We start from the raw sequence: 12,995 nt of genomic DNA, 5'->3' as shown, positions 1-12,995 counted from the left end.
GTGGCTCTCCCCCGCGCGATCAGTTGTCGCGCTTCTCCTTGATCTTGGCAGCCTTGCCGCGGAGGCCGCGGAGGTAGTACAGCTTGCCGCGGCGCACGTCACCGCGACGCTCGACCTCGATGCGGTCGATGATCGGGGAGTGCAGCGGGAAGGTGCGCTCGACACCGGTGCCGAAGGAGACCTTGCGGACGGTGAAGGCGGCACCGATGCCCTCGCCGTTGCGGCCGATCACGACGCCGGCGAACACCTGGATACGGGAGCGGTTGCCCTCGACGACCTTCACGTGGACCTTGACGGAGTCACCCGGGCGGAAGTCGGGGACGTCGTCGCGGAGCTGGGAGGCCGCGACCTCGGCAACAAGCTTGTTCATGGTGTTTCCTCGCCGGTGCCACAGGTCACCTCGTGAATGTCTTCGTCAGGGGCGCCGTGCCGAACCCCCTGTGGCAGGGGCACGTGCGCAACCTGCCCAAGTCTGCCACAGGGGCCCTGCCCCCACGAAATCGCCTACAGGGTGGCGAGCCTCAGGTTGTCGAGCTCTGATCCGTAGTGCTGGGCGATGCGGCGCTTGCGCTCGAGGTCGGCGATGACGGCGGGGGCGAAGTCCACGTCGTAGAGCGCCTGGCAGCTGCCGAGCCCGCCCGGGGTGAACACGTTCACCTCCATGAGCTTGTCCCCCACGATGTCGAGGCCGACCAGGAACATGCCGTCGGCGACGAGCTTGGGCCGGATCAGGTCGACCATGTGCAGCATCTCGGGCGTGACGTCGACCGCCTCGGCCTTGCCGCCGACCTTCATGTTGGAGCGCATGTCGCCGGTGGTGTTGCGGCGGCGGAAGGCGGCGTACGCGCCGTCCACCTGCAGGGGCACCCCGTTCATGACGAACATGCGGATGTCGCCCTCTTCGGCCTCCTTCAGGTACTCCTGCGCCACCACGTAGCCGTCGCGGGCGATCGCCTCGATGATCTGGCTGAGGTTCGGCGACTCCTTGCGGTCCACGAGGAACACGCCGCTGCCGCCGGAGCCCTGCAGGGGCTTGAGCACGGCCTTGCCGCCCAGTTCTTCGATGAAGGACGAGATGAGCGCCTCGTCGCGGGAGATCAGGGTGCGGGGCCGCACGGTCTTGGGGAAGTGCTGGAAGTACGCCTTGGACAGGGCGTTGGCCAGGGAGCTCGGGTCGTTGACCACCAGCACGCCGGCCTCGGCGAACAGCTGGCCGAAGGCGATGGCCGCGGTGGCCGCCCAGGGCTTCTCGTTGGCGTCCTCGGCCGGGTCGTTGCGGAGCATCACGACGTCGAACTCGCCGATGTCGAGCTGCTTGACGACCTCGGGCTTCTGCACGTCCTCGAGGTAGCGCTCCAGGCTGCGGTACCGCTTGCCCGAGGCCTGGCGCGCCCGCGCGCTCATCGAGCCGTCGGGTTCGTAGGCGAAGTCGCCCAGCCCCATGAGCGAGACCTCGTGGCCGGCCTGGCTGGCGGCCAGGGCGAGCCGGGTGGTGGTGTAGGTGGGCAGTTCGGTGGCGACGTCGTTGACGACGAACCCGATCTTCATGCGGCGACTCCGATCAATTCGCTGAGGGATTCCAACTGGGACGCCCGGACCATGCGGGGCATCGCGTCGGGGTCGTCGAGGTAGCGGGGGCGCAGGCGGGGCGGGTTGAGGACGCCGCGGTCGCGCAGGTCGGCGATCAGCGGCAGGTCCCGCAGGGAGAACTTGCCCAGGAACAGCAGGTCGAGCTCTCCCCCGTCGCGGACGTGGTGGAGCAGGTCCACCAGGCCGCGCAGGTAGATGGCGTCCTTGGTCAGGCCGCCGGAACGGTAGGCGCGCATGGTCGTGGTGAAGGCGCTGCCCTGCGGGAAGCCGAGCTCCATCAGGGCCTCGAACGACTCCGAGAAGGACGCCCCGGACACCAGCCGGTGCACGGTCAGGACCCGCGCGGCCAGCTGGCGCAGCCGGAAGGGCGTGAGCCCCCCGCATGCCACCTCGGCGAGGACGGCGAGCCCCTCCTGGGTCTCGTCGTACCCGGCCAGCCCGGTGCCCAGGACCCGGATGGGCTGCGCGGACCCGTTGACCTGGGTGACCAGGTGGGTGCCGACCTCGTGCTGCAGCAGCGCGTTGGTGCGCGCCGACTGGACTGCCGAGGTCTCGGCGATCAGCAGCGTGTCCCCCGACACGAGGACGCCGGCGACGTCGTGGCGCACCTCGGCGTTCATCTCGATGTCGGGGTCCTGCTCCTTGTAGTGCTCGATCTCGGCGCACGCGAGGGCGTGGAACTCCACCGCGCCCACCTGCTCGCCGCGGCCGGCGCCGCGGGGCACGTGCTCGAGCAGGTGCTCGGCGATGTCGAGCAGGGCGGGCGTCACGCCCCCGTACAGCTCCAGCGACAGCGGCAGGAAGTCAGGGGTGTCCCGCGCCCGCAGCAGGTCGAGCTGCAGGGTCATCTCGCGATGCTTGGCGCGCAGCAGCGCCCCCAGCGTGGGGTCGGACACCGCGTCGAGGTCGATCAGGTCGAGCATGCCCTGGGCGACGTCGGGGTCGGTCTGCAGGTCGCGGTAGGCGAACCGCGGCATCCGGTCCCCCTCCGCGTAGGCGGTCAGCACCTCGTCGGAGTTGATCGGCGTCACGTCGAGCAGGAACTGGATCGCACCGCCGACCTGGGCGACCGCGTGGTCGATGACGAGGTCGGTGGTCGCCAGCCCCGTCATCCGGTGGGCCCGTCCGCCAGCGCGGCCTCGACCGCCGGCACGGTGCCGGCCAGCGCCGCGATGAGCTCGGCCAGGCGCCCCTCGTCGACCTCGGCGGTCCACTCGTCCATGAACGACTTGCGGAACTCCAGGGCCAGGCAGCACCCGGTGCCCGGGTAGCGGGCGTGGATCCACTTGCTCAGGTGGCCGCCCTGGAAGCGGACGTTCTCGCGGACGTCCAGCTTGCCCCAGCTTACGGGCGTGCCGGCGAGTGCCTCGGAGAAGGCGTCGACCACGTGCCCGAACCGCTCCCGATCCAGCGAGCCGGTGCCCACGTTGACCTCGGGGTTCTCCTCGGGGTCGGACGCCGGCGCCTCGGCCCCGTCGCGGCGGTGGTTGTAGGTGTGGACGTCGTAGAGCACGAACGGACCCTGCGCGGCGAGGGCGTCCAGGCGCTCGGCAAGGTCGGCGTGGAACGCGTCGTAGAGCTCCAGCGAGCCGTCCACCACGTCGTCGGGCAGCGCGGTGTCGCGCCAGACCTCGAGGTCCCAGCAGTCCGCGGGCGTCCGGTAGACGGCCTGCTCGCGCGGCCGGTTCAGGTCGACCTCGAAGCGCGAGCGGTGGACGACGAGGTGGCTGGGGAGCGCGGCGGCGAGGCGCCCGGTGTGCGGGTCCTCCTCACGCAGCCGGTCTGTCTCGGGGAGCACCATCTGCTCGGCCACGTCGGGCCTGAGGTCGTGTCCGTTGTGGATGGCGGTCGCCACGACGCGAGAGTCCCAGTCGCCGTGGTAGCTGTACGGGCGGCCCATTCCCCCACCGTAGCCAGCCGCACAAGCCGCTGGCTAGGGGCGGAGCCTGGGTCGCTAGGGTGTGCCGCGTGACCCACCCCATTGAGGCCCCCGCCAGGCCCGTCGGGCGCCGCCGCGAGATCGGCCTCGCCCTCGCCCTCAACCTCGTCTTCGTCGCCGGCGTCCTGTTCTGGGGCTGGCCGGCCGGCAACGTCCTGCTGCTGTTCTGGGTGGAGAACGTGCTGATGGGCGTGGGCACCCTCGTCCGGATCCTCACGGCAGAGGTGGAGCCGCAGACGCGGCGCCCGGTCTTCTTCACCCTGCACTACGGGATCTTCTGCGTGGTGCACCTGGTGTTCGTCGCCGTCCTGTCGTTCTGGATGGGCGCCGAGTTCACCGTCGGCGCGCTGCTCGTGCCGGCCCTGGTCGTGCTCGTGCGGCACGCCGCCGACCTGGTCACGGTGTGGTTCGGCGCGGGCGTCCGCCACCGGACCACCCCCATGCAGGCGTTCGTGCTGCCCTACCCGCGCATGATCGTGCTGCACGTGACCACGATCCTGGCCTGGGGCCTCATGCTCGGGTCCCTCACCATGCCCGGCATGGAGCCGACCGGCCTGGCCGCGATCCTCGCCCGCCTCCGGGAGGCGTTCGCCGGCCTCGGCGTCGAGGTCACCTCCGCGGGCCTGGTCGTCGTCCTCCTCGTGCTGGTCAAGATGGCGTTCGAGGCCCTCACCGCGGGCCGCCCGGTGCAGTGGACGATCGGCGACCAGCGGTTCACCACCCACTGACCGACCCGGACGCCGGCGCCCCTCCCAACGCCGCAGGCCGGCCCCGCGTGAGCGGGACCGGCCTGACGTGTGGCGGGAACGACTACTTGCCGTCCTTCTTGAACAGCGACTTCATGAGGTCGCGGTTCAGGGCGCTGATCGTGTCCAGCGGGATCTGCTTGGGGCAGACCGCCGCGCACTCGCCGATGTTGGTGCAGCCACCGAAGCCGTCGGAGTCGTGCTGCGCGAGCATCGTCTTGACGCGGCTGTACCGCTCGGGCTGGCCCTGCGGGAGCATCGCCAGGTGGGTGATCTTCGCGGCGGTGAACAGCATGCCCGACCCGTTGGGGCAGGCGGCCACGCACGCGCCACAGCCGATGCAGGTGGCCGCGTCGAAGGCGCGGTCGGCCTGGATCTTCGGGGCCGGCACCGAGTGGGCCTCGGGAGCCGAACCGGCGTTGATCGAGATGAAGCCACCGGCCTGGATGATGCGGTCGAACGCGGAGCGGTCCACGACCAGGTCCTTGATGACCGGGAACGCACCGGCACGCCACGGCTCGACGTCGATGGTCGCGCCATCGGCGAACGAACGCATGTGCAGCTGGCACGTGGTCGTCGGGACCGGGGAGTTGCCGCGGCCGTGCGCGGTGCCGTTGATGACGACACCACACATGCCGCAGATGCCCTCGCGGCAGTCGTGGTCGAACGCGATGGGCTCCTCGCCCTTGACCGTCAGGTCCTCGTTCAGCAGGTCGAGCATCTCCAGGAACGACATGTCCTCGGACACGCCCTCCACGCGGTAGCTGACCATCTTGCCGGCCGACTGGGCGTTGGCCTGGCGCCAGACACGCAGGTTGATGATCACTTGTAGCTCCTCTGCTTCAGCTCGATGAACTCGTACTCCAGCGGCTCCTTGTGCAGGATCGGCGCGTTGCCGGCACCGGTGTACTCCCACGCCGAGACGTGCAGGAACTCGTCGTCGTGACGCAGCGCCTCCCCGTCCTCGGTCTGGGACTCGCCACGGAAGTGGCCGCCACAGGACTCGCGGCGCACCAGGGCGTCCACACACATGAGCTCGCCGAGCTCCAGGAAGTCGGCCACGCGACCGGCGCGCTCGAGGGTCTGGTTGAAGTCCTCGTTGACGCCGGTGACCTTGACGTTGCTCCAGAACTCCTCGCGGAGCTCGCGGATGCGACCGATCGCGTACTTGAGGCCCTCCTCGGTGCGCTCCATGCCGCAGTACTCCCACATGATGTTGCCGAGTTCCTTGTGGAAGGAGTCGACCGTGCGGGTGCCCTGGATGGACAGCAGGCGGGAGATCCGCTCGTTGACCGACGCGAGCGCCTCGACGACCGCCGGGTGGTCCTGCCCGATCTTCTCGAACGGGGCCTTGGCCAGGTAGTCGTTGATGGTGTTCGGCAGCACGAAGTAGCCGTCGGCCAGGCCCTGCATGAGGGCGGAGGCACCCAGGCGGTTCGCGCCGTGGTCGGAGAAGTTTGCCTCACCGGTCACGTACAGGCCGGTGATCGAGCTCATCAGGTCGTAGTCGACCCACAGGCCACCCATCGTGTAGTGCACAGCCGGGTAGATGCGCATCGGCACCTCGTACGGGTTCTCACCCGTGATCTGGGCGTACATGTCGAAGAGGTTGCCGTACTTGGTCTCGACGGCCTTCTGGCCCATGCGCTCGATCGCCGAGGCGAAGTCGAGGTAGACACCACGGCGGACCTGGCGCTTCTCGCCGGTCTTGTGGTCGACCTCCTCGACGGCGGGACCGACACCGCGGCCCTCGTCGCACATGTTCTTGGCCTGGCGGGAGGCGATGTCACGCGGGACCAGGTTGCCGAACGCCGGGTAGATGCGCTCGAGGTAGTAGTCGCGGTCCTCCTCGGGGATCTGCCGCGGGTCCTTGCCACAGTCCTCGGCACGCTTGGGCACCCAGATGCGACCGTCGTTGCGGAGGGACTCCGACATCAGGGTCAGCTTGGACTGGGTGTCGCCGTGCACCGGGATGCAGGTCGGGTGGATCTGCGTGTAGCAGGGGTTGCCGAAGTAGGCGCCCTTGCGGTGCGCACGCCACGAAGCGGTGACGTTGCAGCCCATGGCGTTGGTCGACAGGAAGAACACGTTGCCGTAACCACCGGTGGCGAGCACGACCGCGTCGGCGGTGTGGGCCTCGATGGCGCCGGTCACCATGTTGCGGGTGACGATGCCGCGGGCGCGGCCGTCGACCAGGATGACCTCGAGCATCTCGTGGCGGGTGTACATCTTCACGGTGCCCGCCGCGACCTGGCGCTCCAGGCTCTGGTAGGCGCCGATCAGCAGCTGCTGACCCGTCTGGCCGCGGGCGTAGAAGGTGCGCTGCACCTGGACGCCACCGAAGGAACGGTTGTCGAGCAGGCCGCCGTACTCACGGGCGAACGGGACGCCCTGCGCGACGCACTGGTCGATGATGTTCGCGCTGACCTCGGCGAGGCGGTAGACGTTCGTCTCGCGGGCGCGGTAGTCGCCGCCCTTGACGGTGTCGTAGAACAGCCGCATCGTCGAGTCGTTGTCGTTGCGGTAGTTCTTGGCCGCGTTGATACCACCCTGCGCGGCGATCGAGTGCGCGCGGCGGGGGCTGTCCTGGTAGCAGAAGTTCAGGACGTTGTAGCCCGCCTCGCCCAGCGTCGCGGCGGCGGCGCCACCGGCGAGGCCGGTGCCGACCACGATGATCGAGAGCTTCCGGCGGTTGGCCGGGTTCACGAGCGCCGCCTGGAACTTGCGGGTCGCCCACTTCTTCTCGATCGGACCCGCGGGGGCCTTGGTGTCGCGGATGTCCGCGCCCACCTGGAAGAAATCAGTCACAGTCATTACTTCACCCATCCGAATTGAACGGCCAGCGGCATGATCATGAAGCCGACGAACAGCACGATCGCGATCACCCAGGCGAGGCCGTTGAGGAACGAGCGGGCCTTGGCGGAGGTGTTCGCGCCGAGCGTCGTCAGGGCGCTCCAGACGCCGTGGCGGACGTGCAGGCACACGATGGCCACCCACACGAGGTAGACCAGGGTGACCCACCACTGCGAGAAGCTCGCGATGACCATGTCGTACGGCTCGCTACCGGCGCGGAAGCCCGTGGTCACGACCTGCGCGGTGAACTGCAGCAGGTGGAAGACCAGGAAGCCGGCCAGGATGACGCCGCCCCAGCGCATGGTGCGCGCGGCGTACGTCTGCGAGAGACGCTTGGTCACGGCGTACTTCGAGCTGCGGGCCGAGTGCGCGCGGCCGGTCAGCACCGCTGCCGACCAGATGTGCGCCACGATCGCCACGAGCAGGAAGACGCGGAAGATCCAGATGAACGTGCCCGACGGGACGAGCGGGTACAGGATGTCGCCCTTGAGCCAGTGCGCGTAGTGGTTGAACGCGTCGGCGCCGAGGAACACCTTCAGGTTGCCGTACATGTGCATGAGCAGGAAGCCGACCATGATGAGACCGGTGATGGCCATTACGACCTTCATGGTCACCGTTGACCGGACTGCTCGCTGGTGAGGAGTCAGTGTTGTTGTCGCCACGGCCACAACTTAGCCAAGTTCTCCGCTGAATGTCCCATCGACGTGAGCGTTTCGGACAGCCGTGACCGGTTCGCAGGAATCGGGCGCCCACAGCGGTGAATACCGCAAGCAAATGCTTGCCTTATTGGGCTTTGCGCTATTCCGGCAACAAGTCCGGACGCCGCCCCGCCGTCCGCTCCCACGACTGCTCCCGGCGCCACTGCGCCACCCTCTGGTGGTGGCCCGACATCAGCACCTCGGGCACGTCCAGCCCGCGCCAGCTCGGGGGCTTGGTGTACACGGGGTACTCGAGCAGCCCCTCCCCCTCCACCGAGTGCGACTCCTCCACCAGGGAGTGCGGGTTGCCCACGACGCCGGGCACCAGCCGGACGACGGCCTCGACCATCGCGAGCACGGCGACCTCGCCGCCGTTGAGCACGTAGTCGCCGAGGCTGACCTCGCGCACGGGCATCCGGGACGCCGCGTGCTCGACCACGCGCGCGTCGATCCCCTCGTAGCGGCCGCAGGCGAACACGAGGTGGCGCAGGGCGGCGAACTCGTGGGCCATCGCCTGGGTGAACGGCTCGCCGGACGGGGTCGGCACGACCAGCGTGGGCAGCGACCAGGCCCGGTCGAGGACGTGGTCGAGCGCCTCGCCCCACGGCTCGGGCTTCATCACCATACCGGCGCCGCCCCCGTAGGGGGTGTCGTCGACGGTGTGGTGTCGGTCGTAGGTCCAGCGGCGCAGGTCGTGGACCTCCCAGTCCACGAGGCCGGCGCGGCGCGCCTTGCCGACCAGGGACAGGTCCAGCGGCGCGAAGTAGTCGGGGAAGATCGAGACGATGTCGAAGTACATCAGGCGTCCTCGTCGCTCAACAGGCCGCCGATGTCGGCCACGCGGACGTGGCCAGCCTCGAGGTCGACCACCGGGACGACCTCGGACACGAACGGGACCAGGCGGTCGCCCCCGGACGTGCGCACGACGAGCACATCGTGGGCGGGCAGGTGCAGCACCTCGCCGATGGTGCCGGCGACCGCACCCGCGGCGTCCAGCACCTCGAGGCCGACCAGCTGGCGGTCCCAGTACTCGCCCTCGTCGGCGGGGGCCTCGTCGGCGGGCACGTCGGCCCACAGCTCCCGGCCGCGCAGCGCCTCGGCCGCGGTGCGGTCCGTCACGCCCTCCAGGCCGAGCAGGAGCGTGCCGGAGTGCCAGCGCGCGCTCGCGACCGTGCGGGGCCGGTCGCCCACCCGCAGGCTCGCCCCCGGGGTGAAGCGGCGCTCGGGCTCGTCGGTGCGCACGTGCACGCTCACCTCGCCGCGCAGCCCGTGCGCGCGCCCGATCGTGCCGACCAGGACGTCGACGGTCTCGCCCATTGCGGGCTCCTTCCCTGGGGGATGGGAACGGTCCCCGGCCCGTTCGAGACGGACCGGGGACCGGTGTGGTTCAGCGGCGGCGGGGGCGGCGGTCCACGTCGACGAAGTCGACCCGGACCTGCTCACGACCGGCCAGCGCGGTGATGACCGTGCGCAGGGCACCCGCAGTGCGACCCTGACGCCCGATCACCTTGCCGATGTCCTCGGGGTTGACGCGGACCTCCAGCGTCCGGACGCGTCGGCGGTCCAGGTCGGACACGACGACGTCGTCGGGGTTGGACACGAGCCCGCGCACCAGGTGCTCCAGTGCGTCCGCGAGCACGATCACGCCTCGTCGGACGCGGCGTCCTCGGCCTCGGGGGCCTCGGCCTCGGGGGCGTCAGCCTCGGCGGCGGGGGCCTCCTCGGCCTCCTCGGCCTTCTTCTTGCGCGAGGAGAAGGCGCCGGTGGCCGGCTCGTCGTCGGACTCGGCCAGCGCCTTGTTGAAGGCGGCCAACTTGTCGGCCTTCTCGGCCTGCGGCTTGATGCCCGACGGCTCGTCGGAGCCCTTGAACTTCTGCCAGTCACCCGACAGCTTGAGGATCTTCTCGACGGTCTCGGACGGCTGGGCGCCGACGCCGAGCCAGTACTGCGCACGCTCGGAGTTGACCTCGACCACCGACGGGTCGTTCTTCGGCTGGTAGATGCCGATCTCCTCGATCGCACGGCCGTCGCGCTTGGAGCGCGAGTCCATGACGACGATGCGGTACTGCGCGTTGCGGATCTTGCCCATCCGCTTCAGACGAATCTTGACAGCCACGTGTGTGGTTCTCCTGTTGGAACATGCCCCTGCGACGCGCAGGGACGGGATCGGGTGAGCGGGGCCTTCGGCGTGGGACAACCTCACGCCCAACTCGGGTGGACTGCAGCCGAGGGCGTGAGAGGGCACCCGCGGGCACAGCGCATCGGCCATTGTGCCAGACGCGGCCCCGATCCGCCCAACCGGGTCAGGAGCGCACGACCCGCCCGCGCAGGATCACCAGCCGTGGGTGCCGCACGACCGACAGGTCGGTGCGGGGGTCGGCGTCGTAGACGACCAGGTCGGCGGACGCCCCGTCGGCCAGCCCGTCCACTCCCAGCCACTCCCGGGCCCGCCACGAGGCCGCGCCGAGCGCGAACTCCGCTCCCCCGACGCGGCCCAACAGCTCGACCTCCTCGGCTATCAGCCCGTGCGGGATGGAGGTGCCGGCGTCGGTGCCCGCGTACACCGGGACGCCGGCGTCCACGGCCTTGCCGATCGTCTCGAACCGGCGCGCGTGCAGGGCCCGCATGTGCGTGGCGTAGGTGGGGAACTTCTCCTCCCCCGCCGCCGCGATCTGCGGGAACGTCTCGATGTTGCACAGCGTCGGCACCAGCGCCACGCCGCGCTCGGCCATGGTCGCGATGGTGTCGTCGTCCAGCCCGGTGCCGTGCTCGATGCCGTCGATCCCGGCGTCCACGAGCTCGGTGACCGACCGCTCGTCGAAGCAGTGCGCGGTCACCCGCGCTTCCTCCTCGTGGGCCGCCTCGATCGCCGCGGCCGCCACGTCGGCCGGCCAGAGCGGGCGCAGGTCGCCGGCGTCCCGGTCGATCCAGTCGCCCACGAGCTTGACCCAGCCGTCGCCGGCGCGCGCCTGGGTGCGCACCTCCTCGACAAGGTCCTCGGGCTCGACCTCCTCGGCCAGGTTGCGGATGTAGCGACGGGGCCGGGCGATGTGGCGTCCGGCCCGGATGATGCGGGGCAGGTCCTCGCGGTCGTCGACCCAGCGGGTGTCGGTCGGCACGCCGGTGTCGCGGGCCAGCAGCGTGCCGGCGTCGCGGTCGAGCAGCGCCTGGCGCTCGACATCCTCGGCGTCCGTGGCACCGTTCGGCCCCATCCCGATGTGGCAGTGGGCGTCCACGAGGCCGGGCAGGATCCAGCAGTCGGTCGCCACGGTGACCGCGTCCGCAACCGGCTCGGACGCCACCACCCCGTCCACGACCCAGACGTCGCGCACCTCGCCCTCGGGCAGGACCGTGCCGCGCAGGTGCAGCCGCGAGGGCGGCCAGGCGGGCACGTCGGCGTACACGTGCGTGTGCGTCGACCCGTCGTGGGTGTGGGTGTGGGCGGTCAGGGGCTGGCCCAAAGCGTCCAGCGGTACGTCGTCGTGGTGGTGGTGCGCCATGGCACCACCCTGCCGCACGACGGCGCCCGGCGTCAGCCGAAGGGGCCCTTGTTCTGCTGCTGGTTGAACATCTTCTGCAGCTCGGGCGGCAGCTGGAAGTCGGCCATCGCCTGCTGCATCTCGGCCTCGGTCTGCGGTACGAACTGCTCGGGCGCGGACGCCGCCGCGGGGTTGCCGGAACGCTTGGCCGGGTTGCCCGACACGCCCTTCTTCCCCTTGGCCGCCTTCTTCGCCTGCTGCTTGGCCGGGCGCCCGGGCAGGCCGGGCATGCCACCCATGGCCCCCATGCCGGGGGGCATGCCGGGCAGGCCGCCGCCCTTGCCCATCTGGCGCATCATCTTGCGGGTCTCCATGAAGCGGTTGACCAGCCCGTTGACGTCCTGGACCGTGGTGCCCGACCCGTTGGCGATGCGCGAGCGCCGCGACCCGTTGAGGATCTCGGGCTTGGCACGCTCGGCCGGGGTCATCGAGTAGATGATCGCCTCGATGCGGTCGATCTCGCGCTCGTCGATGGCGCCGAGGGCCTCCTTGTACTGGCCCATGCCCGGCATCATGCCGAGAATCTTGCTCATCGGGCCCATCTTGCGCACGGCCTGCATCTGCTGCAGGAAGTCGTCCAGGCCGAAGTCGCCCGACCCCATGATCTTCTCGGCGGCCTTGCGCGACTGCTCGGCGTCGAAGGTCTTCTCGGCCTGCTCGATCAGGGTGAGCAGGTCACCCATGTCGAGGATGCGGCTGGCCATCCGGTCGGGGTGGAAGAGGTCGAAGTCCTTCAGCGACTCGCCGTTGGAGGCGAACATGATCGGCTTGCCAGTCACGCGCGCGATCGACAGCGCCGCACCACCACGGGCGTCACCGTCGAGCTTGGAGAGCACGACGCCGTCGAAGCCGACGCCCTCGGCGAAGGCGTTCGCGGTGTTGACCGCGTCCTGGCCGATCATGGCGTCGACGACGAACAGGATCTCGTCGGGGTTCACCGCGTCGCGGATGTCGGCGGCCTGCTGCATCAGCTCGGCGTCCACGCCCAGGCGGCCTGCGGTGTCGACGATCACCGTGTCGTAGTACTTGCGCTTGGCCTCCTCGATGGAGGCCCGCGCCACCTCGACGGGGTTGCCGACGCCGTTGCCCGGCTCGGGCGCGAACACCGGGACGCCGGCGCGCCCACCGACGACCTGGAGCTGGTTCACGGCGTTGGGGCGCTGAAGGTCGGCGGCGACCAGCATGGGCGTGTGGCCCTGCTCGCGCAGCCACAGGCCGAGCTTGCCGGCGAGCGTCGTCTTACCGGAACCCTGGAGACCGGCGAGCATGATGACGGTCGGCGGGTTCTTGGCGAACCGCAGCTGGCGGGCCTGCCCACCGAGGATCTCGACGAGCTCTTCGTTGACGATCTTGATGATCTGCTGGGTCGGGTTCAGCGCCTGGCTGAGCTCCTCGCCCTTGGCACGCTCCTTGACGGCGGCCACGAAGTCCTTGACGACGCCGAGGTTGACGTCGGCCTCGAGCAGCGCGAGGCGGATCTCGCGCGCGGTCGCGTCGATGTCGGCGTCGGTGAGCCGCCCCTTGCCGCGCAGGTTGCGGAACGTGGCTTGGAGGCGGTCTTGCAGGGTGTCGAACATGCGTGCCTTCTCGTCAGGACAGATCGGTGCCGCCCCAGCCTACCCCGACCGCAC

Annotated in this window: 14 protein-coding genes; 1 reads left to right on the top strand and 13 read right to left on the bottom strand. The window is 70.0% G+C overall.

Going from position 1 to position 12,995, the window contains the following annotated elements:
• Positions 1-19 precede the first annotated feature (19 nt).
• The 4 genes from rplS to H5397_RS06705 form a co-directional block, all read right to left on the bottom strand.
• Positions 20-370 (bottom strand): 50S ribosomal protein L19, encoded by a 351-nt coding sequence (gene rplS, locus H5397_RS06720; RefSeq protein WP_182815886.1) that lies wholly within the window; start codon positions 368-370, stop codon positions 20-22.
• 134 nt (positions 371-504) lie between these two features.
• On the bottom strand, positions 505-1,548 hold the full coding sequence (locus H5397_RS06715) for a glutathione synthetase (protein WP_182815884.1): 1,044 nt from the start codon (positions 1,546-1,548) through the stop codon (positions 505-507).
• Positions 1,545-2,702 carry a flavohemoglobin expression-modulating QEGLA motif protein gene (locus H5397_RS06710; protein WP_182815882.1) on the bottom strand — a complete coding sequence of 386 codons (1,158 nt, stop codon included), beginning with the start codon at positions 2,700-2,702 and terminating at the stop codon, positions 1,545-1,547. Before H5397_RS06710 ends, H5397_RS06715 begins: the two co-directional genes overlap by 4 nt.
• Entirely contained in the window at positions 2,699-3,490 is a 792-nt protein-coding gene (locus H5397_RS06705; protein WP_182815880.1) for an N-formylglutamate amidohydrolase, read from the bottom strand. The genes H5397_RS06710 and H5397_RS06705 overlap by 4 nt, the downstream gene beginning before the upstream one ends.
• Before the next feature lie 68 nt (positions 3,491-3,558).
• Here H5397_RS06705 and H5397_RS06700 point away from each other — a divergent pair, with 68 nt between their 5' ends.
• Positions 3,559-4,257, top strand: a complete 699-nt coding sequence (locus tag H5397_RS06700) for a DUF6498-containing protein (protein ID WP_182815878.1) — start codon at positions 3,559-3,561, stop codon at positions 4,255-4,257.
• Positions 4,258-4,339: 82 nt separating this feature from the next.
• On the opposite strand, the gene H5397_RS06695 is transcribed toward H5397_RS06700, so the two are convergent.
• The 9 genes from H5397_RS06695 to ffh all read right to left on the bottom strand — a co-directional run bounded on the left by H5397_RS06695 (position 4,340) and on the right by ffh (position 12,941).
• The gene (locus tag H5397_RS06695) at positions 4,340-5,101 is read right to left on the bottom strand and encodes a succinate dehydrogenase/fumarate reductase iron-sulfur subunit (RefSeq protein WP_182815877.1); all 762 of its coding nucleotides are present in this window, start codon (positions 5,099-5,101) and stop codon (positions 4,340-4,342) included.
• Positions 5,098-7,101, bottom strand: coding sequence for a fumarate reductase/succinate dehydrogenase flavoprotein subunit (locus H5397_RS06690; RefSeq protein ID WP_182815875.1), 2,004 nt, complete (start codon positions 7,099-7,101; stop codon positions 5,098-5,100). The genes H5397_RS06695 and H5397_RS06690 overlap by 4 nt, the downstream gene beginning before the upstream one ends.
• Positions 7,089-7,724, bottom strand: coding sequence for a succinate dehydrogenase cytochrome b subunit (locus tag H5397_RS06685; protein WP_375539415.1), 636 nt, complete (start codon positions 7,722-7,724; stop codon positions 7,089-7,091). The genes H5397_RS06690 and H5397_RS06685 overlap by 13 nt, the downstream gene beginning before the upstream one ends.
• 202 nt (positions 7,725-7,926) lie before the next feature.
• The gene (gene trmD, locus H5397_RS06680; RefSeq protein WP_182815871.1) at positions 7,927-8,625 is read right to left on the bottom strand and encodes a tRNA (guanosine(37)-N1)-methyltransferase TrmD; all 699 of its coding nucleotides are present in this window, start codon (positions 8,623-8,625) and stop codon (positions 7,927-7,929) included.
• On the bottom strand, positions 8,625-9,143 hold the full coding sequence (gene rimM, locus H5397_RS06675) for a ribosome maturation factor RimM (protein ID WP_182815869.1): 519 nt from the start codon (positions 9,141-9,143) through the stop codon (positions 8,625-8,627). Before rimM ends, trmD begins: the two co-directional genes overlap by 1 nt.
• Before the next feature lie 70 nt (positions 9,144-9,213).
• The gene (locus H5397_RS06670; RefSeq protein ID WP_182815867.1) at positions 9,214-9,465 is read right to left on the bottom strand and encodes an RNA-binding protein; all 252 of its coding nucleotides are present in this window, start codon (positions 9,463-9,465) and stop codon (positions 9,214-9,216) included.
• Positions 9,466-9,467: 2 nt separating this feature from the next.
• A complete protein-coding gene (gene rpsP / locus H5397_RS06665; RefSeq protein ID WP_182815865.1) occupies positions 9,468-9,941 on the bottom strand; it encodes a 30S ribosomal protein S16 in 474 nt (157 codons plus the stop codon).
• 187 nt (positions 9,942-10,128) lie between these two features.
• Positions 10,129-11,325, bottom strand: a complete 1,197-nt coding sequence (locus H5397_RS06660; protein WP_182815863.1) for an amidohydrolase family protein — start codon at positions 11,323-11,325, stop codon at positions 10,129-10,131.
• A gap of 32 nt (positions 11,326-11,357) precedes the next feature.
• Positions 11,358-12,941 carry a signal recognition particle protein gene (ffh, locus tag H5397_RS06655; protein ID WP_182815861.1) on the bottom strand — a complete coding sequence of 528 codons (1,584 nt, stop codon included), beginning with the start codon at positions 12,939-12,941 and terminating at the stop codon, positions 11,358-11,360.
• Between the last annotated feature and the right edge of the window lie 54 nt (positions 12,942-12,995).

This window comes from Propioniciclava sp. MC1683, assembly GCF_014164675.1.
Classification (GTDB): Bacteria; Actinomycetota; Actinomycetes; order Propionibacteriales; family Propionibacteriaceae; genus Propioniciclava.
This window is presented reverse-complemented; position numbering and strand designations above follow the sequence as displayed.

Bases quoted from the DNA above. Each gene is read 5' to 3' on its own strand.
- rplS (WP_182815886.1), bottom strand. From the start codon at position 370: ATGAACAAGCTTGTTGCCGAGGTCGCGGCCTCCCAGCTCCGCGACGAC.
- H5397_RS06715 (WP_182815884.1), bottom strand. From the start codon at position 1,548: ATGAAGATCGGGTTCGTCGTCAACGACGTCGCCACCGAACTGCCCACC.
- H5397_RS06710 (WP_182815882.1), bottom strand. From the start codon at position 2,702: ATGACGGGGCTGGCGACCACCGACCTCGTCATCGACCACGCGGTCGCC.
- H5397_RS06705 (WP_182815880.1), bottom strand. From the start codon at position 3,490: ATGGGCCGCCCGTACAGCTACCACGGCGACTGGGACTCTCGCGTCGTG.
- H5397_RS06690 (WP_182815875.1), bottom strand. From the start codon at position 7,101: ATGGGTGAAGTAATGACTGTGACTGATTTCTTCCAGGTGGGCGCGGAC.
- H5397_RS06685 (WP_375539415.1), bottom strand. From the start codon at position 7,724: ATGGCCATCACCGGTCTCATCATGGTCGGCTTCCTGCTCATGCACATG.
- trmD (WP_182815871.1), bottom strand. From the start codon at position 8,625: ATGTACTTCGACATCGTCTCGATCTTCCCCGACTACTTCGCGCCGCTG.
- rimM (WP_182815869.1), bottom strand. From the start codon at position 9,143: ATGGGCGAGACCGTCGACGTCCTGGTCGGCACGATCGGGCGCGCGCAC.
- H5397_RS06660 (WP_182815863.1), bottom strand. From the start codon at position 11,325: ATGGCGCACCACCACCACGACGACGTACCGCTGGACGCTTTGGGCCAG.
- ffh (WP_182815861.1), bottom strand. From the start codon at position 12,941: ATGTTCGACACCCTGCAAGACCGCCTCCAAGCCACGTTCCGCAACCTG.